This window comes from Synechococcus sp. H55.7 (assembly GCF_047462395.1).
GTDB lineage: Bacteria > Cyanobacteriota > Cyanobacteriia > Thermostichales > Thermostichaceae > Thermostichus.
Genome location: NZ_JANSJD010000005.1, coordinates 94,096 through 114,577, shown reverse-complemented (window position 1 = coordinate 114,577; position 20,482 = coordinate 94,096). Strand labels below are relative to the sequence as shown.

At 54.1% G+C, this 20,482-nt stretch carries 16 protein-coding genes and 1 CRISPR repeat array; of the genes, 9 read left to right on the top strand and 7 right to left on the bottom strand.

Translation table 11 applies throughout. The features are described from left to right. Positions 1-21 precede the first annotated feature (21 nt). On the bottom strand, positions 22-1,332 hold the full coding sequence (gene csx2, locus NW851_RS03875; RefSeq protein ID WP_414337104.1) for a TIGR02221 family CRISPR-associated protein: 1,311 nt from the start codon (positions 1,330-1,332) through the stop codon (positions 22-24). Between the two features lie 175 nt (positions 1,333-1,507). On the opposite strand from csx2, the gene NW851_RS03870 reads away from it, so the two are divergent. Next, complete coding sequence (locus tag NW851_RS03870; RefSeq protein ID WP_414337103.1) at positions 1,508-2,077, top strand: Uma2 family endonuclease; 570 nt, start codon at positions 1,508-1,510, stop codon at positions 2,075-2,077. 90 nt (positions 2,078-2,167) lie between these two features. On the opposite strand, the gene NW851_RS03865 is transcribed toward NW851_RS03870, so the two are convergent. After that, positions 2,168-2,728 (bottom strand): formylmethanofuran dehydrogenase subunit E family protein, encoded by a 561-nt coding sequence (locus NW851_RS03865; protein ID WP_414337102.1) that lies wholly within the window; start codon positions 2,726-2,728, stop codon positions 2,168-2,170. 367 nt (positions 2,729-3,095) lie between these two features. Between NW851_RS03865 and cas6 the strand changes: the two genes are divergently transcribed. The 7 genes from cas6 (at position 3,096) to cas2 (ending at position 11,434) form a co-directional block, all read left to right on the top strand. Beyond that, positions 3,096-3,737: a type I-MYXAN CRISPR-associated protein Cas6/Cmx6 gene (gene cas6, locus NW851_RS03860; protein ID WP_414337101.1), complete on the top strand. Its 642-nt coding sequence runs from the start codon at positions 3,096-3,098 to the stop codon at positions 3,735-3,737. Between the two features lie 13 nt (positions 3,738-3,750). Next, complete coding sequence (cas3, locus tag NW851_RS03855; protein ID WP_414337100.1) at positions 3,751-6,168, top strand: CRISPR-associated helicase Cas3'; 2,418 nt, start codon at positions 3,751-3,753, stop codon at positions 6,166-6,168. Next, a complete protein-coding gene (gene cas8a1 / locus NW851_RS03850) occupies positions 6,165-7,724 on the top strand; it encodes a type I-MYXAN CRISPR-associated Cas8a1/Cmx1 (RefSeq protein ID WP_414337099.1) in 1,560 nt (519 codons plus the stop codon). Before cas3 ends, cas8a1 begins: the two co-directional genes overlap by 4 nt. An 85-nt stretch (positions 7,725-7,809) precedes the next feature. Then, positions 7,810-8,730 carry a DevR family CRISPR-associated autoregulator gene (locus NW851_RS03845; protein ID WP_414335571.1) on the top strand — a complete coding sequence of 307 codons (921 nt, stop codon included), beginning with the start codon at positions 7,810-7,812 and terminating at the stop codon, positions 8,728-8,730. Then, the gene (gene cas5 / locus NW851_RS03840; RefSeq protein WP_414337098.1) at positions 8,727-9,326 is read left to right on the top strand and encodes a type I-MYXAN CRISPR-associated protein Cas5/Cmx5/DevS; all 600 of its coding nucleotides are present in this window, start codon (positions 8,727-8,729) and stop codon (positions 9,324-9,326) included. Before NW851_RS03845 ends, cas5 begins: the two co-directional genes overlap by 4 nt. Before the next feature lie 62 nt (positions 9,327-9,388). After that, positions 9,389-11,137 carry a type I-MYXAN CRISPR-associated endonuclease Cas1 gene (gene cas1, locus NW851_RS03835; RefSeq protein ID WP_414335567.1) on the top strand — a complete coding sequence of 583 codons (1,749 nt, stop codon included), beginning with the start codon at positions 9,389-9,391 and terminating at the stop codon, positions 11,135-11,137. A 3-nt stretch (positions 11,138-11,140) separates the two neighbouring features. Continuing rightward, positions 11,141-11,434, top strand: coding sequence for a CRISPR-associated endonuclease Cas2 (gene cas2, locus NW851_RS03830; protein ID WP_414335565.1), 294 nt, complete (start codon positions 11,141-11,143; stop codon positions 11,432-11,434). 176 nt (positions 11,435-11,610) lie between these two features. Further along, positions 11,611-13,635: direct repeats of the CRISPR family, unit length 36 nt; unit sequence ATGATTTTCCTTTGATTGCCGTAAGGCGTTGAGCAC. A gap of 45 nt (positions 13,636-13,680) precedes the next feature. Here the strand turns inward: cas2 and crtH are convergent. Beyond that, the gene (crtH, locus tag NW851_RS03825; protein WP_414337121.1) at positions 13,681-15,204 is read right to left on the bottom strand and encodes a carotenoid isomerase; all 1,524 of its coding nucleotides are present in this window, start codon (positions 15,202-15,204) and stop codon (positions 13,681-13,683) included. A 275-nt stretch (positions 15,205-15,479) separates the two neighbouring features. Here crtH and NW851_RS03820 point away from each other — a divergent pair, with 275 nt between their 5' ends. Beyond that, positions 15,480-16,499 carry a Rieske 2Fe-2S domain-containing protein gene (locus NW851_RS03820; protein ID WP_414337097.1) on the top strand — a complete coding sequence of 340 codons (1,020 nt, stop codon included), beginning with the start codon at positions 15,480-15,482 and terminating at the stop codon, positions 16,497-16,499. Here the strand turns inward: NW851_RS03820 and NW851_RS03815 are convergent. From NW851_RS03815 to NW851_RS03800, 4 genes are all read right to left on the bottom strand, one after another. Further along, complete coding sequence (locus NW851_RS03815) at positions 16,482-17,426, bottom strand: ABC transporter permease (protein ID WP_414335931.1); 945 nt, start codon at positions 17,424-17,426, stop codon at positions 16,482-16,484. The genes NW851_RS03820 and NW851_RS03815 overlap by 18 nt on opposite strands. Next, positions 17,420-18,544, bottom strand: a complete 1,125-nt coding sequence (locus NW851_RS03810; RefSeq protein ID WP_414337096.1) for an ABC transporter ATP-binding protein — start codon at positions 18,542-18,544, stop codon at positions 17,420-17,422. The genes NW851_RS03815 and NW851_RS03810 overlap by 7 nt, the downstream gene beginning before the upstream one ends. Before the next feature lie 417 nt (positions 18,545-18,961). Further along, complete coding sequence (locus NW851_RS03805; RefSeq protein WP_414337095.1) at positions 18,962-19,864, bottom strand: PD-(D/E)XK nuclease family protein; 903 nt, start codon at positions 19,862-19,864, stop codon at positions 18,962-18,964. 50 nt (positions 19,865-19,914) lie between these two features. After that, positions 19,915-20,457: a hypothetical protein gene (locus NW851_RS03800; RefSeq protein WP_414335941.1), complete on the bottom strand. Its 543-nt coding sequence runs from the start codon at positions 20,455-20,457 to the stop codon at positions 19,915-19,917. Positions 20,458-20,482 lie beyond the last annotated feature (25 nt).

Sequence of the window (20,482 nt, the reverse complement as noted above, 5' to 3'; positions counted from 1 at the left end):
GGGTGGGCCGATGTCTATAGCCTACTGAGAACTGGAAGGATCCCCTTCCAATTCCCCTTTTGTCCGGGTCAATTCGGGAAACAGCGCTTCCAGTTTGGGCAGCAGATCCTGCAAGACGAAGCTCTCCAGCTTTTCGCTGGATAGGGGTTGGCGATTCATCTGCACATGGGCCACGTCGTTGCGGTACGGGCTAAGGCGAGACCAAAGATCAGCAAGCTGCTGCACATCTGGGACATGGGCGGCAATGGGAGGAAGAGACTGAGGCTGCTCTTCTTGCTGGATAAGGGATCCAGTCGCAGGGGGATCTCCCAAGAGCTGCTCTTCCCGCGGGATGAGGGATCCCAACTGGTGTTCAATTCCCTGCCGCGCTTCTCGTTCGCGGTAGTTTTGGATCCCCTCACAGAGGCAAAGGGCAGAAACCACCCACTCGCGGGCCAAGAGAAGGGCTTGGGTGGTGAAGCGCTTTTCCACATACCAGCGCAGCAGTTGAAAGTGCTTTTGAACTTGAGCTTGGGGATCCGCCGCTTTTTCTGCCGGCAGCGCCAGTTGGCTGTAGCTATCTTGAATGCTTTGCAGTAGCAGGCCAAAGGGCTTGGCAAATTGGCCCACCTCTTCTGCCAACTCCTGGGTGGAGTGTCTTTGTAACTTGCGCAAGTCCTCCTGCAGGCTGACTGGCCGCACCAGCTCCAGGCAACGGGAGATGTCGCGGATGGCTTGCCCAAAGCTCTGCAGCCGGGTGGGCTTGGGACCGGGTCTTTGCTGCCGGTAAAAGTCCCCATGAACCCTGTCCAAAAGCTGCCCCAGCTCCAGGGCTGAGCCGGTGCTGATGAACTTGTCGGTGGCCGTCAGCCAGTCCAAAAGCCGAAGGGCGGGGGTGAGATCGATAATGGGGGTTTCTGCCTGACCAGGGCGGTAGAGGCCGTAGTAGAGCCCCTGGATCTCGACATTTTTGGCCTTGCGCAAAAGGGCAGCTCCCAAGAGCACCAGCAGGGGGATGGAGCGAAAGGCGTGGGTGATATCGAAAAACAGCCGGGTGTTCGGCTCGATGCTATCAACCAGCATGTCGAAGATGGCCCAGGTCTCCGCCTCGGTTTTGCCTTCGGGAATGGCCTTGGCCACCTTCTCCACATGGGGCGGTAGATCTTCCTGCAGGCGGCTCCAGTGCTTGGCGCGGGCCTCTTCCGTCAGCAGGAGGATAATTCTGTCAATCTCAAAGAGCTGGCAGAGGGCTTTGGCAACGTAGCAGGTTTTCTCTGCCCGCCGCTCCCCAAAACAATACACCGTCTCGGTGTAATCGCCGGTGCCCAGGGTGGTCAAAAGGGTTTTAGCCATAGGGATCCTCGCGGTTGGGTCTGCAAAGCATCAAAGCACAACCGCCTGCAAGCTACCGCAACCTGGAAGCTCCCCCTTCACGAAAACAAGACGCCTTTTCCCAAGCAGTGAAGGTGGAAGGAGCCCGGGGTTAGCCTAGAAAGCAGTTGGCCTCTAGAACGATGGGGATCCTGGCATGCTCCCGACCGAAAAGCTATCGATGACTCCTGAACAGTTTCTTGCTTTGCCAGAGGAAGATATTACCTATGAGCTGGTCGATGGACAAGCTGTTCCCAAAGATGCGCCGATGTCCCCTCAGAGATTTCATGCCTCTCTGCAGAAGCGATTGCTTTTCATTCTGGATGCGTGGTGTCAGGGCAAGGGAGATGTATATACAGAGCTGGCAATTGTTTTGCAAAGGCAGGGTCAGAAGTGGCTTCCCGTTCCTGATTTGCTCTATGTTTCGTTTGAACGCTGGCCAGAGCAGCAGGTGGAAGACGGCCCTTGTCCAACAGCTCCCGAACTGGTGGTTGAGATTCTTTCACCGGGTCAGAGTTTTGGGGCTGTGGTTCAAAAAGCAGCCGATTACCTGCAGGCCGGGATCCTGCGCGTTTGGATTGTGGATCCGCAGGCCAAGAGCATCACCGTCTTCTACCCCGATGCCCCGCCGCAGACATTTGCAGGATCCCAGGCCATCCAAGACGATTGCTTGCCGGGCTTGAAGGTTGTTCCCCAGGATGTGTTTGCCCAAGCGCGGATCCCTTAGTGGGTTTAGTGCAAATAGCGTGAAACAGCCTGCTAGTTTATCTCCAGGCCATTGACAAATGCTGAAGGGATCCCAAAACAAGATTTCCTGCTAGGGGCTAATCGTGAAGCGGAAGAGCTTCTCATCGGCCAGTTGGAGAACTTCCTGGCCTGCAGCCGCCAGTTGTTCCGGGGGCAAATTCCGGTATTGGGCGATAAACTCAGGCAAAACTTGAAACTCCACCCGCTTGCCGGTCTCTCGGTGGATCACCACACTGCGCATCTTGTCGAGGGAGCCAACTTCCACCAGCTTCAAGTTCAGTTTGCCCAAACTGGCTCCTGTTGCAGCGTGCAAGCCATCCACAATACACACAAACGGGATCTCCAGCGGCGACTCGTGAATAACCTCCACCAAAAAACGGTTCCTAGAAGTGTGGGGAGTTGGATCCATTAAGCCTAGCTCCGCAAGGGCGCGCATCCCCATGCGATAGCCGATCACTGCCCAAGGGCCGGCTCCGCCATGGATTTCTGTTACTCTCTGAACTGCTATCGCCGTCGAGTCACTTCCAGAAAAAGAACTCGGATGAGCTGGTGCTGGTGCTCCCAAAGCTAGCTGAAGCGCGATCAGTAGAAGAGAAAACGGCTGCGGCTTGGCAACGAAGAACAAGTTCATAGGCAGTGCAGTGGGGAGACATGAAAAGCAGAAAGATGCTAAGCCATCCTAAGCCCTGCCCCTTGAGCCTGCCTATGCAGGGGCGGGGGATCCAACAGCCTTCTGAGAACTATTCCCAGAACTGACTCACAGATGCAGTGAGCCGAGAACGATGATATTGTCGAAGGTAAGCCTCCGGGCGTTGAGCACCCTTAAATGGCCGTTGTGGTCAGAAGTGCTTTGCTGGTGGCAGCAGGCTCTAACACCCCTGACTGCCCTATCCACTGATCGCCTTAGGGCGCTGTCTATCACTTGACAAGGGATAAGAGCCCCCAGTAACCTCCTTTCTGGGATGTCTTAAATTGCGGTTGTACGCGGAGCCAGACCAATGACTGCTGAGGCTTCACCACCTGACTCAACAGACTTCCTTACCCTCGTAGTAGACTTGTGCCTGCCTGTACGAGGAGCCACGCTCCCGGCAGATCATGGATACGGCTTATTGGCGGCACTGTGTCACCGAGTGCCGATGTTGCATCGGAATCCCTGCGTCGGTATTTTGACAACAGCAGGGATCAGAGATAGACAAGGCAAAATCCTACTAACTCCACACTCCCACATTAGGATTCGACTACCTATCGAGGCAGTGGCGGAGGTGTACAAGCTAGCCGGTAAACAATTGAAGATTGGATCTCATGAGGTACAGCTAGGGATCCCTAAGATTTTTACTCTCAAACCAAGTACTTCCCTGAAAGCTCGAATCGTTACGATCAAGGGCTACACTGAGCCGGATACATTTGCCCAAGCTGCTCAGGCTCAGCTAGAGAAGCTAAAGATTTCAGGCCAGGTAACAGTACTGCAAGATAAAACCGGAAAGCCTCTGCGTAAAACCTTAAGAATCAAGGGGCATACAATCATAGGTTTCTCAACATTGGTAGAGAACTTACAAGAGGAAGATTCAATTCGTCTACAGCAAGTAGGCCTAGGTGGCCGACGGCGCATGGGCTGCGGGTTCTTTCTACCATACAAGTAAGGAGAGATCTACAATGTTTAAGTTTTTACTGGCAAAATCTCTGGAGAAACGGGATCCCAGCCACCAATCCGAAGAAGAGTACGCTCAAGCAAAAGGCGCTGCTAAGCTTACAGGTCATGTTACGGCTGTATTATCAGCGGCTGAAGTTCTTTCAGAGCATCTAGGAGAGACTATTCAGCAGCAGTTGAGGTTGAAGGACGCAAGTCGTCTGAAATCTATTGTTAAGCTGGGATCTTATTTACATGATTGGGGCAAGGCAAACCAACATTTCCAAGAGATGATTTATCTCAAGTCATCAATTCTAGATGCCGAATCAAAAGCAAGACTTGAGAAGGCTTGGAGGGCTCACAATAAGCAACAACTTATTCGACATGAATTTTTAAGCGGCATACTCGCCTTACAGGTTAGCCCATTTCGGGAGTGGCTACGGAAAGCATTTACCGAAGAGGAGCTGCTCTTGGCTACTTGGGCAGCAATCGGACATCATCTCAAGGCAGGAGTGGATTTACAGGGCAAGGAATCACACAAAATTACAGAGTTGCCGGATGGCACAGGAACTGAGGTTCGTATTTACACTGACCATCGGGATTTTCAATCCATATTGAGACTGGGATCCCAGAAACTTGGACTGCCAGAAAAGATTCCAGATGTACCTTCGGCAAATTGGAAAAAAGAACAGCTAGAAGAGCATTTACATACCTTGGCAAAACAGTTCCGAGACTTTGCCAAAAGTCTAAGCTCAGATCAGCGGGCATTGGTGGCGGCGGCTAAAGCCACAGTCATCGCTGCAGATCTGGCAGGATCGATCTTGCCATCAGAGGGAGAAAACCTACAGGATTGGATCTCTAATACCCTGAGTTTGGTTCTTCAGGAAAGCGAACTAGAGCAACTAGTTACCCAGAAACTAGGGGGAAATTCTCTACGACCCTTCCAAGAGAAAATTGCTAATACCCGCTGTCGGGTAACACTGGTAAAAGCAGGCTGTGGTACGGGGAAAACCTTAGGAGCCTATGCTTGGGCAAAAAAGTGGGCAGTGGGAAAGCGGCTGTTTTTTGGCTACCCTACCACTGGAACAGCTACTCAGGGCTACCTAGACTATGCCGAGGGATCCCCAATAGAAAAAATGCTGATGCACTCGCGGGCAGACTTAGATCGAGAACTGCTGCTAACCGGAGAGGGCGAAAAAGATGAGGCAGCTTCATCTCGTCTGGCTGCGCTGCAAGCATGGCGAAAGAAATTAATTATCTGCACCGTGGATTCCATTTTAGGTTTAATGCAAAACAATAGAAGGTCACTGTTTTCATGGCCAGTTCTAGCTCAATCTACCTTTGTTTTTGATGAAGTGCATGCCTATGACAATCAATTGTTCAGCGCTTTACTGAGATTCTTACGGACTTTTCGAGGTGCACCTGTCCTCTTGATGAGCGCTAGCTTTACCCCAGGACAGCTCCAGGCAATTAAGCGAGTGATGGATGAGTTGAGTGAACCTATAGAGGATCCCGTTGAAGGACCGCGAGAGCTAGAAGAACTGAAGCGCTATCAAATACAAGAGGTGCAAGCAGAAGGTGATCCCACCCACTCTGAGCGCATTTGGCCGGAAGTCATCAAGGCAGTTCAGGAGAGGCAAAAGGTTCTATGGGTAACTAATTCAGTGTCCAGTTGTATTGATATTTATCAAGTTGCCAAGGAAAAACTAGAAAATATAAAAGCCAAAGTTTTAATTTACCACAGTCGTTTTCGCTACAAAGATAGACTCACCAAGCATGAGCAGGTTATCAATGCTTTTAGTCGGCCAGAACCTGTTCTTGCTGTCACTACGCAAGTCTGTGAAATGTCCTTAGATTTAAGTGCAGATTTGCTTGTCTCTGCCATGGCTCCAGCAACGGCTTTGGTTCAGCGATTGGGTCGGCTAAATCGAAGAATGAAAAGCGAAAAAGAAGAACCTTGTACAGCTCTCCTCTACAGATGGGATAAAAGCTCTCCCTATACTGCAGAAGAACTAGAAAGCGGGCAAAAACTAGTTAATGAGGTTAAAGACAGAGGACTAGAGCGCGTTTCACAGCGGGATTTAGCTAGCATTCTTTCTCAGCTCAGCCAAAAAGAGCCTGTTGAAGTAAAATCGGCCTGGCTTGATCAAGATTGGTGCGCTTACCCAAGTTTCCTACGCGAAAGTGGACACACAATAACGGTGCTTCTAGCAGAGGATCAGGAGTCTATTTGGGAAGCTGCTAAAGGTCGGCAGGAAAAAGCTATGGCTAGGGGGCAAAAGCTATCGAAGATGCAAGCTTTTCTGCAAGAGGCTCAAGCTTGGGCAATTCCAATTCGGATCCCAGATAAAGAGATAGAGTGGTGGAATTGGCAGCGACGCGGATTTTATTTCGTCACAGAGCCTGGATACATCAGCTATAGTGAGGAATTTGGCACGCCATGACTGAGCTAAAGCTACACATAGGACATCCTGGGTTAACACTGCTGCATCGAGCAGGGCTGGCTGGGCTGTGGATGACTCTTAAGCAGATAGAACAAGAAATTCCACCAGAGAAACGACCAGGGTCGCTAACTTGGGAACTGACGCCTCGACAAGTCCAACTGTTCTGGCAGGGAAATGACTTTGAGGTCATTGACTGGCTGCTTAAAGAGTCTTTTCAGCTCAACAATGGACTTATTGCACTTCGAGGAATTGATAGTAAGTCGATGCGGAAAGACTCGCAGGTAATCGTTCACCAGGGGATCTTGGGAACATTTTTACAACATGGCAAAACTCGCAAAGTTCTTGGTGAGCAAACTGAATCTCTAGAGATCGATGAGAACTACCCACCCATCATCATTAAGTATAAAGCTTTAGAAAGCTACGTCCATCAGGAATTTGCTGAAAATCTATGCGATAAAGACGGTAATTGGCTTACGCAGCCAATTAGCATTGCTGGCTGGCTTAATCCAGGTGCCGTTGTGCGACACAATGCATTTTCCTCAGATACAAGCTTTGAAGAGTCTCCAGAGATGGCCTTTATACTCCTCTACGCCTCTGTTTCTTCCTTCTACTACATTCTTCGGTCACGGTTGAAGAATCAAAAAGCTCAATATGCTCTGGTGGTTCCTGAGATCACCGATATGGAGGTCTATGCAGGCTATCGGCAAGATCCTCGGCTCCGTTATGCAAGTTATCGAGATTTACATGCTGCCGGTTTGGGAGATGCTGGGCTTAAGTTTCTGACATATCAAGAGGTTGCAGAATCTTCTCGAGGATTTAAGGTAACTCGATGTCAGGTTCTCACTCTAGGTTCTGTCCCCTGGTCGAAACAACAAAAGTCTCGCACAGATCTATTTACTGTAGAAGCAAAGTATCATGCCTGCAAAAACTACCAGATCTGCAAAGCGGTACTACCAGATCGAGTTATCCTTAAGACAAAAGCGGAGGAAGGAAACTTTATCGCAACAAGCTTTGCTCGTGAGATGATTGCTGAAAATCTGGCGAGAGATCATCCTTGGTATGCCGGGTTTTCAGATTGGATTAACAGTAACGAGCGGTTCAAACAACTGTGCTACGAACGCAGAGGTTTAAGTGAGATGGTCATGAGAGCAGACATGGATGATAGAGAGCGCTGGTTTGTCCAGACTTGCCATGAGGCTATTCGCTTTACCTATGGTCGTTTATATCAGAAGGCTCAAGATCGAGGAGAGCAGACTAACTTTGATAGGGAAAACGTACGTATTCGTACTGGATTAGCTCGATGTAAAAATGCAGAAAGCTTCCGTGAGTTTATTACTAACTTTTGGGCAAAAGCTGGGATAATACCAACGCTTCAAGAGCACTGGGATGATTTGATGGACTTGGTTATGGATCCCAAAGAGTGGAGAAAAGCACGGGATCTAGCTCTTCTGGCGTTAGCAAGCTACAAAGGTAAGGAGCGTCAGGAAGAAACTCAAGATGAGCCCGATGAGAACGGTACTGACTTGATTGCTCCTGCCGAATTAGAAGAGGACTAAGACTATAATCTTCAAAGTAGAAGCTTGTGAGCCAGACAAAAAATCAACGTAGCAGTAACTTAGCAACTTAGTTTGGAGGAAAACCATGACTTTTCACCTGTTCGGCAACATTTTGACCAACTATGGTACTGCTGCAAACAATCGCGGCGAGAGTGAGGGCAATATTACTACCCTGCAAAAGATTCTCTGGAAAAATGAAGTGCATACTACTGTTTCTGCTGAAGCAATTCGCTGGGCATTGCGTTACTACTGGCAAACATCAGGAAGCGGTTGCAAGGTCAACCGACGCTGGAATGACGAAACTAACGACAACGAGTGGGAAGAGCCTAACTTTGCCCCTGATCTGTACATTGATGATGATGTTTTAGGCTTTATGCGCGCGGAGGGAGCTAAAGTAGATGCCTCAGACGAAAGCTCATCTAAAGGAAAGGGGAAAAAGCCGGCCAAAGGCACTACCACTGCTAGGCGCGGTGTTTTAGAGGTAACTCGGGCAATCTCCACCCGACCGTACAGTGGAGATATAACCTTCAATGCAAGAAGCGGTCAGAAGGGATCCACTTCTCTCTACGGAACAGAGGTGCATGCCACTCGCTATCAATACGGTTTTGCAATGACCCCTGCTCGACTTCAGCGGCAAGAGCGAGTAGTTGAAGTAGTGAGGGGACTGGTTTCTTTAGGAGAGGTAGCCGGCAATCACTCCCGCTTTCTCTACGATTTTTCACCAGATAGCATCGTCTTGCGCTGGACGCACGACTTTTCGCCCCGCCTGCTCTACTGCTTTGAAGAAAACTCTGAAGGAGAAATAAGCATGCCAGACTTGGTGCGTCGAGTACAAGTAGGAGATATAGATCCTCAAGAGCTATGGCTAGCAGGAGCTGCTGCCGAAACCGAGGACGGGGAGAAGCTAGCTGAATTAGGTGCTCATGTAAGTCCGGGCATTAAGTCAACGGTTGACGACCTAATTGCCATAATTCAAAGTCAAATTTCTTCTAGGGAGGCAGCATGATTCAGCTTCAGGTTGAGGTACCTATTGCTTGCTTTCGTCAATCTTGGGCCAGGGAGTTTGCCGAAACCTATCCGGTGCCGCCACCTGCTACTGTTTATGGAATGCTGCTTTCCTTGCTGGGAGAGTGGGATCGGCATCGCTATTGTGGTGCTCAGCTAGCGATTGCTCTACTGAGCCAACCGCAGCTTTCTACGGTAATCCGCACCTTTCGTCGCTTTAAAAGCAAAGATATTCAGGATCCGGCCAACGCCCGTCCTGACTATCAGCAATTACTCACTGATGTGCAGATTGCAGTGCTGGTTAAAGGATCCCTTGCTCATGATTTGGAAAGAGCCTTTGAGAATCCCGAATCGATTAACCGATCCGGAGGACTGAGCTTGGGGGAGAGCCGTGACCTTGTTAACTCGATAACGCCAATTCCAGTAGTTCCCAAGCAGAGTCGATGGCTAATTCGAGATGAGGACGGGATCCTCACTTTGCCGTATTGGGTCGATCACGTAGGAGCCCGTGGCACCCGCTGGCAAAGGTACTTGCTCCAAACTCTTGAGAGTGAGGAGATACCTGAATTGGCCTGGACAGAAATTCGGCCAGATTAGCCGCTGTCTGCTGTCATCCTTGCACATGTATGCGAGAACGGGCAGTGCTTTGAGGCTAGATTTTGCCTCTATCTGAGGAGAAGGTTTTTTCAGTATTGTTGAGGTTTTCTCATATTCTTCATGTTGTTTATGTTTTGGAGCTTTGGATTATGCCGCTATCGTTGGCTGATTTCTCTGTACAGATAGATTCAGATTTGATTCGTGTTTCAGCGTTGCATGCATTGGCCTACTGCCCACGATTATTTTACCTAGAAGAAGTTGAGGAGCTCTACAGTGAAAACGCAGCTATTTTTGCTGGTCGGCGGCTACATACAGAGCTAGAAAAGCAAGAGGGGGAAGATTGGGAGGATCTATTTCTAGAAAGCGAGGATCTGGGTTTGCGGGGACGGGTAGATGCCCTGCGTACTCGCGACGGTCAGATTATTCCTTATGAGCATAAAAGGGGTCGGGCAGCCCGGGATCCGGACAACCAGCCCCAAGCCTGGGAAAGCGACCGGCTGCAGATCTTGGCCTATGCCTATCTGATGGAAACTGTCCTGGGGATCCCAATCCCTGAAGGACGAATTCGATACCACGGCGACAATGTGCTAGTGCGCGTTCCCCTCGATGATGCCGGGCGCCAAGCTGTGCGTCAGGCAATCGAGCAAGCAAGGTTGCTGCGCCAATCCCATCTCCGTCCCCCAATTACTGACAACGAGCGACTCTGCGCAGGCTGCTCTCTGGCCCCTGTGTGCTTACCTGAAGAAGCGCGGCTGGCTCATGATAGAGAATGGCAGCCTATTCGCCTCTTCCCGGAAGACGATGAACGGCAGTGTGTCCACATTCTAGAGCCGGGGGCGCGGGTAGGGCGCAGCGGATTCCGTCTTAAAGTAAGCTACCGAAACCAAAACGAAGAGTTTATCTCTGCTCAGCAAACCGGGCAAATTGTGCTGCACGGTTTTTCTCAAATCTCAACTCAGGCCATTTATTTCTGTGCTGAGCAAGGCATTGGGATTCACCTAATCTCTGGGGGTGGACGCTACGTTGGTAGCCTAGATCCCCGGCACGGAAGCATCCAACGCCGGATCCGACAGTACCAGGCCCTGAGCGATCCTCAAATGTGCTTGAAGTTAGCTCGGAAGCTGGTTGCGTGTCGAGGTCAAAGTCAGCGTAAGTTCTTGATGCGGCTGGGATCTGCTCGTCCACCAGAGGTAGAGCAAGCCATTGACCAAATGAGGCGAGTACTCAAGCAAGTCGATCGAGCAGAGTCATTATCAAGCTTGCTGGGTTTGGAAGGAAATCTATCGGCACTTTACTTTGCCGCTTTGCCCTATGTGCTATCAGATAAGGTGCCAGAGGAGATGCGATTTTCAGGCCGAAACCGAAGGCCCCCTAAGGATCGCTTTAATGCTCTACTGGGATTTGGATATGCCCTTTTGCTTAAAGACGTCATGAACGCTATTTTGACGGTAGGCCTAGAGCCTGCTCTCGGTTTCTATCACCAGCCTCGCTCTCAAGCACCCCCTCTAGCTCTCGACTTGATGGAAATCTTTCGCGTGCCTCTTGTGGATATGCCAATCGTAGCTTCAGTGAATCGTAAACAATGGGATCCGGAAGCAGACTTCATCATACGAGGACAACAAGTTTGGCTTAGCGAAGAAGGGCGGAAAAAGATGATTCAAATTTACGAAGATCGCAAGCAGGAAAAGTGGAAGCATCCAGTCACTAACTATTCCTTAACCTATCGTCGTTTGTTAGAGCTAGAGGTTCGCCTTTTAGAAAAAGAATGGAATGGAGAGGGTGACTTATTTGGAAACTTGGTTGTGAGGTAAACCATGGCTGAATATAAAGTTTGCTACTTAGTATGCTATGACATACGTTGCCAAAAGCGATGGCGAAAAGCGTCGAAGTTGTTAGAGGGATATGGAGAGCGAATTCAGTACTCAATCTTCCGCACTTGGCTAACATTACGAGAACGAGAAAAACTGCGCTGGGAACTAGAGAAGATCCTCAAGCCGGAAGATGGCCTTCTCATCGTGGGGATCTGCAACCGTTGTTTGGAGCGGGTGCTCACCTCGAACCGACCAGGAAGTTGGCCACAGCAGCAGAGCAGCTACAGGATCTATTGAAGAAACAAGGATCCACCGTTGTGAGAGGTATCTCAGCTTCTAACAAACCTCAAAGCCTTGCTGTAAGCGGATCCCAGCCGTTTCCACTTGCTTGGAGATGCTTGCAAAACCTCAGAACCCTCATGGGAAGCCTGTTCGCTAGGCTTTGACTGCCAGTTAGGGTACAATGGAAGCGCATGGTTTTCCTCTGATTGCCGTAAGGCGCTGAGCACCTTGCCAAGTGGCTATCGGAGCCTTGCAAAGCAAGGATTCTGAGGTGCGGCATGATTTTCCTTTGATTGCCGTAAGGCGTTGAGCACAAGCATAGTCGGTGGGTAGAGCTATGGAGAGAATCGCATGATTTTCCTTTGATTGCCGTAAGGCGTTGAGCACGAGAAGTATGCGCGCCTTGTTGCTGAGGCTCAGGGAGATGATTTTCCTTTGATTGCCGTAAGGCGTTGAGCACGGCGGACGAGGTGGGCGGGGCACGGGTCTTGTTGGAGATGATTTTCCTTTGATTGCCGTAAGGCGTTGAGCACGAGCCAATCTGGGCGGGCTGACCATACCAATCCAGAATGATTTTCCTTTGATTGCCGTAAGGCGTTGAGCACGTCAAAGAAAGGGGGAGACGCGCTGGAACACGTCTCCATGATTTTCCTTTGATTGCCGTAAGGCGTTGAGCACTACTATGCTCTCTCATTTTACCCTAGCTCACTCCCATGATTTTCCTTTGATTGCCGTAAGGCGTTGAGCACATGGGCTCCACTTGCAATAGCTCCCCAAAGAGATGGATATGATTTTCCTTTGATTGCCGTAAGGCGTTGAGCACATCTCTTGTTGGAAGACATTACTTCTGGCTCAATCCATGATTTTCCTTTGATTGCCGTAAGGCGTTGAGCACGTTCTCTCCAGAAGCCCTCTGTGCCTCTTCAAGGTGTCATGATTTTCCTTTGATTGCCGTAAGGCGTTGAGCACATTATCGACGTACGTTACGATTCTCTGACGTTGTCATGATTTTCCTTTGATTGCCGTAAGGCGTTGAGCACAGCGGACTTGACTCGCTGGTGAGATTTTCGTGTAACAATGATTTTCCTTTGATTGCCGTAAGGCGTTGAGCACGAGATTCCAGTCTGCAGCCTTTACCTGCACTGCTTGATGATTTTCCTTTGATTGCCGTAAGGCGTTGAGCACACACACTGGGCAGTACCTCACGCGACAGAATTGAGCAATGATTTTCCTTTGATTGCCGTAAGGCGTTGAGCACGTGGTGATGGGTGGACGGCAAGACCTGACTGGCTATGATTTTCCTTTGATTGCCGTAAGGCGTTGAGCACATCGCAGAGTTGGGCGCGATAGCATGGCCATCCCAAATGATTTTCCTTTGATTGCCGTAAGGCGTTGAGCACGATTTGCTGCAGCATCGTTGATGGTGGCCATAGACATGATTTTCCTTTGATTGCCGTAAGGCGTTGAGCACGGACATCCGTAGCCGTCTCTGGGCACTGACTCGCGCCATGATTTTCCTTTGATTGCCGTAAGGCGTTGAGCACCTCCCTCTCGTCCAGCCCCTTGCGGACGGTTGCAAATGATTTTCCTTTGATTGCCGTAAGGCGTTGAGCACGTCAGCCCGACCCGATTGGTTGCAGTTCATCGTGGATGATTTTCCTTTGATTGCCGTAAGGCGTTGAGCACTTGTCGGTCACCGGTACCAGGTAGCGCAAGTCGGCGTACATGATTTTCCTTTGATTGCCGTAAGGCGTTGAGCACTGGCAGTGGCTGTGCCACATGTGGCAGTGGCTGTGCATGATTTTCCTTTGATTGCCGTAAGGCGTTGAGCACCTCAGTCTTGAGGCTAAGGCCCCAAAACATCCCTGAATGATTTTCCTTTAATTGCCGTAAGGCGTTGAGCACCAGTTTATCTTGGGACGGGTGTTCGAGTCCCAGTCGATGATTTTCCTTTGATTGCCGTAAGGCGTTGAGCACTCTATTGTCATCTAGTGCATGATGTGGTACTCGCTGATGATTTTCCTTTGATTGCCGTAAGGCGTTGAGCACTGTGCCGAGCTTGTAGATCTTGCGGCCACGCTGCTGATGATTTTCCTTTGATTGCCGTAAGGCGTTGAGCACAAAACCCTCAAGAAAGCGCATGGATACCTGGCGAGATAGACATGGCCACAGAACTTTTGATGATTTTCCTTTGATTGCCGTAAGGCGTTGAGCACGTGGCTAAGTTTGTGGTCAGTGCTGTGCAATTCCGATGATTTTCCTTAGGAATTGGAAAGGTCTACATCTACCCGGTGGGCGCAGGCAAACCCGGAGAAGGCGACGGCGTTGAGGCCTTGACCGGGGAAGGTGCTATCGCCCACGCAGTAGAGGTTGGGAATGGCGGTGCGGTTGAAGGGCATGCCCAAGAGGCCCCAGGGAGTGCCGCGAGGGATGGGGCCGTAGGTGCCGTCGACGCGGCCCAAGAAGCGGCGGTGGGTGCGGGGAGTGCCCACCTCCAGCAGCTCGATGTGGGATCCCAGCTCTGGCCAGAGGGCCTCCAGGCGGCGGATAAGGCGTTTGGCTGCCGCTTGTTTTTGCTGCCGGTACTGCTCCGGGCCTAAGCCCTGCCAGGTCTGCATCCAACTGGGGGTAAAAGCGTGGACGATGTGGCGGCCCGGCGGGGCCAGCTCCGGATCCAAGAGGGTGGGGATGGAGACGAAGATCGTGCCCTGCTCCGCCTCCAGGTCTTGCCAATCTTCTAGAAGAATGTGGTGACAGTAGCGCTCGCCAACCAGAGCCTCAGCCCGCACCCCCAGGTGCAGGCTCAAGAAGCTGGGAGACTGTTGGTAGCGGCTCTGCCAGCGCCGCTCCGCCGCCGGCAGGGATCCCGGCCAGAGGCGCTCAAAGGTATCCCAGCGGGTGGCATTGGAGATGATCTTGCGGGCAAAGAGCTTTTCTCCCCTGGAGAGCTCAACGCCCACGGCGCGGCCCCGTTCTTCCAAAATCCGCCGCACCGGCGCCCCGTAGCGGATTTGCCCCCCACAGGCCTCTAGGCCTTGGGCCAACTTCTGGGCAATCTGCCCCACCCCTCCCTTGGGGTAGTTGACGCCGCCGTAGTGGCGATCACAAAACACCATGCCGGCATTGATCATGGGCGTGCGATCTGCCGGCACCACCGACCAGCAGTAGCACTCCATATCCACAAAGCGCCGCAGCGCCGGATCCCGTAGGTGGCGCCGTGCCACCTGGCCCACATTCACCGGCAAGTAGCGGGCCAAGGTCAGGCAGGCGCGGGGGTGGCCGACCAAAGAGCGCCAGAGATAGCCCCACTCCTCCAAAGAGAGGAGCTCCATGGCGTTGAGGCTGTTGAAAATGGGCCAGAAGCTGTCGTAGAAGCGGCGGATGCTGCCCGCTTCTTGAGGGAAATAGCTGGCTAGCTCCTGCAAAAACTGCTCGTAGTCCCGGTGCACACGCGGGCTAAGCCCCTGGGGCAGGTGGTAGGCAATCTGCACCGGGTCGGGGATGGATTCCAAAGACTGGCCCACAGCAGCCAGGGCGCGGGTGAGCAAGTTGGTGGTGCCTTGAGAGCCCAGGCCAAAGATCATGGAAGCCCCGACATCAAAGCGGTAGATCCCGTTGCCGTTGGGATCCGGGCGCTCAAAGTAGCCAGCGCTGCCACCAGGGATGAGGTATTTTTCCAGCACCAACACCTGGTAGCCTTTGGCCGCCAACTGGGTGGCCGCCACTAGCCCGCCGATCCCAGCGCCGATGACAATCACATCCCAAGTAGCCGGGGGGGAAGACACGGCAGAGAACTTGGGCTGGGCAGAAGCCTGAGAAGGCAGAGTTTGGGTCAAGGGATCCCTCGAGTTGAACGCAAAGCCGGTATTCTCAAGCTACCAGAAGTCCCGAGAGTTAATTTTCCCGGAGCAGCGGGATCCCTGGGGAAGAGGCTTGGTAGCAACCCCAACTCCCTCTTTTCGGCTGGGGGATCCGCAAACGGGATTGTGGCAGAGGCTACGGAACCCAATCGGCCAATTTGCTAGCCAGGATCCCACACCCACCCTGGGGATTTTCAGCCATGTTGGTTACTCAGCATCCTGTCTTTCGGCGCTTTTGGTACCCGGTGATGCCCCTCAGCCTACTGAAGCAGGGAGCCCCGCAACCCTTTGAGCTGCTGGGAGAAAAGATCGTCCTCTGGTTGGATCAAGCCGGGCAGCCCCAAGCTGCTGCCGACCGCTGCTGTCATCGTTCGGCCCAACTCTCCAAGGGGATTGTCTGCGATGGCCACATTCGCTGCCCCTACCACGGCTGGGAGTTTGATGGCACAGGTGCCTGCGTCAAGGTGCCGCAGTTGCCGGCTCGCGCGCGCATTCCGGAGGGCTACCGCATTCCCGCCTATCTCTGCCAGGCCCGTTACGGCTATGCCTGGGTTTGTTTGGATCCTCAACCCCTGCGAGACATCCCGGTCATTCCAGAGGCAGAGGATCCCAGCTACCGGCTCATCCACGAGTTTTACGAACGTTGGGAATGCGCCAGTTTGCGCATCTGCGAGAACGAGTTCGATGCTGCCCACTTCAGCTTTGTGCATCAAAACACCTTTGGCAGCCTAGACAACCTGGTACCCAGTCATCTCGAGATCGAGGAGCTGGACTACGGCATCCGTACCCGCCTGGTGGTCGGTGTGGCCAACCCAGAGCTGCAACAAAAAAACCTGGGCATTCCCCTTGCCAAAACCGAGCGCACCACCACTTCCACCTGGTACCTGCCCTTCACCAACCACCTTCACATCCGCTACCCCAATGGCCGCAGCCATGTTATCGTCAACATCCCCACCCCCATCAACGACCGGGCCTCGCAAGTGGTGCAGTTTTGCCTGCGCAACGACACGGAAGCGGATGCTCCAGCCTCAGAGGTAGTCCGCTTCGACCGGGCTGTAACTTTGGAAGACAGGGCCATTCTGGAAACTACGGATCCCGATGTCCCTCTCGACCTCAGCGCCGAGCAGCATATGTTTACCGACAAACCCGGGATCCTGATGCGCAAGCAACTGGCCGCCCTGCTGAAAGCTCATGGCAATGCCTCAGATCAACTCTTCTAGGCCGCGGCTGCCAGCATAGCGGCTGTAGGCATAGAGCAAGCCCAGGCTCAGGCCGGTAACCAAAAAGCTAAGGGCCGCTCCAAAGGGGTAGTCCAGGCTGGCGCCAAACTGCATCTGGATGACATTGCCGATCAACAAGGTTTTGCTGCCCCCTAGCAAGTCCGGTACCACGAACATACCCAGCGCTGGGATGGCCACCAAAATCAAGCCCGCCGCCAGCCCCGGCAGCGTTTGGGGAAAAAGCACCCACCAGAAGACCTGCCAGCCGTTGGCGTAGAGATCCCGCGCCGCCTCCGCCAGGCGCCAGTCGATGCGCTCCACTGCTGTGTACAGGGGCAAGGCCATGTAAGGCAAAAAGGTGTAGACCATGCCCAGGTACACGGCCAGCCAACTGGGGTAGAGAGCCGTCTGGGGCGGGATCCAGCCCAGCCAGGCGGCCAGGCGGGCCAGCCACCCTTCTGGCGCCAACACCACCATCCAGGCGTAGGTGCGAATCACCAGGTTCGTCCAAAACGGCACCACCACCAGCGTCAGCAATAGATCCCGCTGTCGGGGCGGGTGGGCGACAATAAAGAAAGCCAGGGGATAGGCCAGGAGCACACAAAAGAAGGTGGTGACGGCCGCCACCAGCAGGCTGCGGCCCAAGATCTGCCAGTAGATGGGCGTCCAGCCCAGGGGGCCGTAGCCGAGAATGCGCAGGTAGTTGGCCAGCGTCAGAGGCAGTCCCACCTCGCCAAACTGGCCGCGGCTGAGAAAGCTGCAAACCAGCAGCAACACTCCCGGCAGCACCAAAAACAGCACCACCCATAGCACCCCCGGCCCGGCAAAGATGAGGCTGCGCAGCAGCTCCTGCCAGGGGGAGAGCAATTCCCCGGCGCGCACCTGGGCACGCTGGCCAGAAGAAGGGATCCCTGGCCATCTCAGCATGGGGGATCCTCCTGCCGGGGATCCGGCCGCAGGCGCACCAGGCTCTTGGGGGGCAGGTGGGCCACCAGCGCCTCGCCGATCTCAAACCCCGCCTCCTCAATATCCGTGTTGAGGGCGGTGGCCTTGAGCTGCTGTCCATTGGCCGTCTGCAGCAAGTACTGGTTCTCCGCCCCGGTGTAGATGAGGTTTTCCACCCGCACCGGCACTTGGTTGGGCAGCAGATCCCAGCCGCTACGGGAAAGCTGAATCTTTTCTGGGCGGATGGCCAACTGCACCGGCTCCAAGTTGGGCTGGATCCCGGGCACCTTGAGCTTGCCTAGGGGCGTATCCACGCAGTCGGTGCCACAGGCGATCCCTTCGATGAGGTTGCTGGCCCCCAAAAAGTCCGCCACAAAGGCGGTTGCCGGCCGCTCGTACACCTCGTCAATGGGGCCGACTTGCTCAATGCGTCCGGCCCGCATCACCGCCACCCGGTCGCTGGTAACCAACGCCTCCTCCTGGTCGTGGGTAACAAAAATGAACGTCATGCCCAGCCGCCGCTGCAGCTCGCACAACTGCACCTGAAGCTGCTTGCGCAACTTGGCATCCAACGCCGAGAGCGGCTCATCCAATAGCAGCACCTCTGGCTCATTGACCAAGGCGCGGGCCAGGGCCACCCGCTGCTGCTGCCCCCCGGAGAGCTCCTGGGGCTTGCGCTTGGCCAGATCCCCGATCTCCACCAACTCCAAGGCGGCGGCCACCCGCTTGTGCAGGGCCTCCCCTCGCACCCCCCGCCTGCGCAGGCCAAAGGCGACGTTTTCCTCCACGGTCAGGAAGGGGAAAAGGGCGTAGCTCTGAAACACGGTGTTGACGTTGCGCTTGTGGGCGGGCAGGTGGCCCACCGGGCGCCCCCGGATCACCACTTCCCCGAGGTCAGCCATCTCCAGGCCGGCGATGATGCGCAGCAGGGTGGTCTTGCCGCAGCCGGAAGGGCCCAATAGGCCAAAAAACTCGCCCCGCCGAATCTGCAAGTCGATGCCGTCGAGGGCCACAAAGTCGCCAAAGCGCTTGCGGAGCCCCTTGAGCTCCACATCCCAGTCGGGATCCCGGACGGTGGTGGAGAGGACACCCGCAGTCACAGTTGGCAGCGCCGACAACATCCTTTAACCCAGTATGCAAGTCTCCGGGAAAATTGCAGCTGTCTCTTGCGCCATGGGCGCAAGTTCTACACTCAGCCTTGCAAATGGGGATCCCTGTCTGCAGCTTTTCAAGACAGGATGGATGAAAGATAGTGTCGCTACGCCACTTTCACATCACGCAGGTGGTAAACACTCCCGTGAAAGGTGTGCATGGGCTGTTGCCAAAACCGATTCTGCCCCGACCTGCCTTGCTCTGAGTGCTTTTGCATCTACGGCCATTTCCAATAGCAGTGAAGCTGCTCCTTGCTATGTTCCCACCCCTCTCCCTCTGGGAGAGGGGCCGGGGGTGAGGGGCCTGGGGGTGGTCGCGTCGGCGGCGCGGAGCGCTTGGGTTGGTCGAACTTGTCTGGAATGGGTTCAAGCCGGAACACCGTTCTCCCAATCTGTCTCCGCAGGCGGCGTAGGCTCTTGCATGGGCCAGACCCAAGCGGTGAGGTCTTGGGAAGGGATCCCTTGGGGCATTAGCCCGTGGCAGCGGGAGCAAAACAGGCAACTGCCACAGCGTTCGGTGTGGGGGGTCATGGGAAAGTTTTGCGCCTCCAGTTGGCGCAGGTGGTGCAGGGTGGCTTTGAGGTGGGCCAGATCCCGCTCGTAAGCGGCGGCGCTGTAGCGGCGGTAGAAGGGCTGCTGCGGGTGTTGCACATACCAAAGGGTCAGTTGCACCTGCTCCGGCTGGAAGGGGACTTCCAGGGGCAGTTGATCGGCCACCCCACACAGCAGCAGGGGGTAGAGGCGCACCTGCCAGTCCTGGGCCAACTGTTCATCGGGGGGGCGCTGCCGCTCCGTCTTCCAATCGACAATGTGCAGGGATCCCGGGGTAATCACCAGCCGATCCAGGCGGGCCATCAGCTTAAACCCCTCGATCCGCTGCCAGAGGGGCAATTCCGCCAACACCCGCCCCTGCGGATGAGCGTGGGGACTGGCCAAGAACACCTGCCACCACTGGCGTACTGTCTCATCCAAAGCAGATAAGCGGGGCTCCACCTGCCGACCGCGGCTGTGCCACTCGACCAAGCGGTGAAACTGCCGCCCGCGCCTCTGCTCCAGTTCGTGCTCAGAAGCATTGGCAGCAGGCCAGATCAACCGCTCCAGGTACACATAGCGAAACAGGCGAGGACAATGATCCAGGAGCGCCAAGGCGGAAGCAGACAGGTTGACCTGCTCAAGGCTCAGCCTCTCCAAAGGGGGGGCAGAGCCTACAAAAGGGGCAATCGGGATCCCAGACATGGGCAAGTCCTGGCGGGGATGGGAGGAGTGCAACTGCTCTGAGCACACTTGAACTGACCTTCCACTAAAAGCTGGGGGTTGTGCTAGGCTCCTGTCGAATTTGCCCAGACCCAGACAGCGACCATCCCATCCCAGAGCAACAAAAGCAGAGCCAAGCATCCGAGCAGCCCGTACATCCAAGGCTGAACGTAAGGGCGCAGCCCGCCGATCTCCAGTTGGGTGTGACGTTGAACCTCGGCCAACAGACGCTGGAACCCGGCCACCCGCATCGGCAAAAGCACGCGCTCCCCAGCTTGGGTGACTAAGTAGTACACCATACCGCCTTGGCTGGTGGAGCGGGGCTCAATGCGTTCCACATCAGCCCACCGGATCTGCCACTCCTGCCGAACAAAAGGTGGCACCCAGCCTGGGTAGGTGGCCTGCATGCCCTTTTCATCCAACTGGATCTGCTGGCTCAGGGATCCCAGGACTACTCCCCATCCCAGCAGCAGAGTTGCCCAAAGGGATCCCAGCTCAAGCGGTGTTGCCTGTTGCCGGGACAGCAAGATGGGCAGGGGCAGGCTCAATCCCCAGTACAAGGCCTGCAAAGCGTAGCGAATCAACGGGGAGATGGGGAAGATCAACATGGGCAGAGGGGGGCTCGCTTCACCA

What these genes read in the sequence shown, in the direction of transcription:
- csx2 (WP_414337104.1), bottom strand. Translation starts at nt 1,332, where the DNA reads ATGGCTAAAACCCTTTTGACCACCCTGGGCACCGGCGATTACACCGAG.
- NW851_RS03870 (WP_414337103.1), top strand. Translation starts at nt 1,508, where the DNA reads ATGCTCCCGACCGAAAAGCTATCGATGACTCCTGAACAGTTTCTTGCT.
- NW851_RS03865 (WP_414337102.1), bottom strand. Translation starts at nt 2,728, where the DNA reads ATGAACTTGTTCTTCGTTGCCAAGCCGCAGCCGTTTTCTCTTCTACTG.
- cas6 (WP_414337101.1), top strand. Translation starts at nt 3,096, where the DNA reads ATGACTGCTGAGGCTTCACCACCTGACTCAACAGACTTCCTTACCCTC.
- cas3 (WP_414337100.1), top strand. Translation starts at nt 3,751, where the DNA reads ATGTTTAAGTTTTTACTGGCAAAATCTCTGGAGAAACGGGATCCCAGC.
- cas8a1 (WP_414337099.1), top strand. Translation starts at nt 6,165, where the DNA reads ATGACTGAGCTAAAGCTACACATAGGACATCCTGGGTTAACACTGCTG.
- NW851_RS03845 (WP_414335571.1), top strand. Translation starts at nt 7,810, where the DNA reads ATGACTTTTCACCTGTTCGGCAACATTTTGACCAACTATGGTACTGCT.
- cas5 (WP_414337098.1), top strand. Translation starts at nt 8,727, where the DNA reads ATGATTCAGCTTCAGGTTGAGGTACCTATTGCTTGCTTTCGTCAATCT.
- cas2 (WP_414335565.1), top strand. Translation starts at nt 11,141, where the DNA reads ATGGCTGAATATAAAGTTTGCTACTTAGTATGCTATGACATACGTTGC.
- NW851_RS03820 (WP_414337097.1), top strand. Translation starts at nt 15,480, where the DNA reads ATGTTGGTTACTCAGCATCCTGTCTTTCGGCGCTTTTGGTACCCGGTG.
- NW851_RS03815 (WP_414335931.1), bottom strand. Translation starts at nt 17,426, where the DNA reads ATGCTGAGATGGCCAGGGATCCCTTCTTCTGGCCAGCGTGCCCAGGTG.
- NW851_RS03800 (WP_414335941.1), bottom strand. Translation starts at nt 20,457, where the DNA reads ATGTTGATCTTCCCCATCTCCCCGTTGATTCGCTACGCTTTGCAGGCC.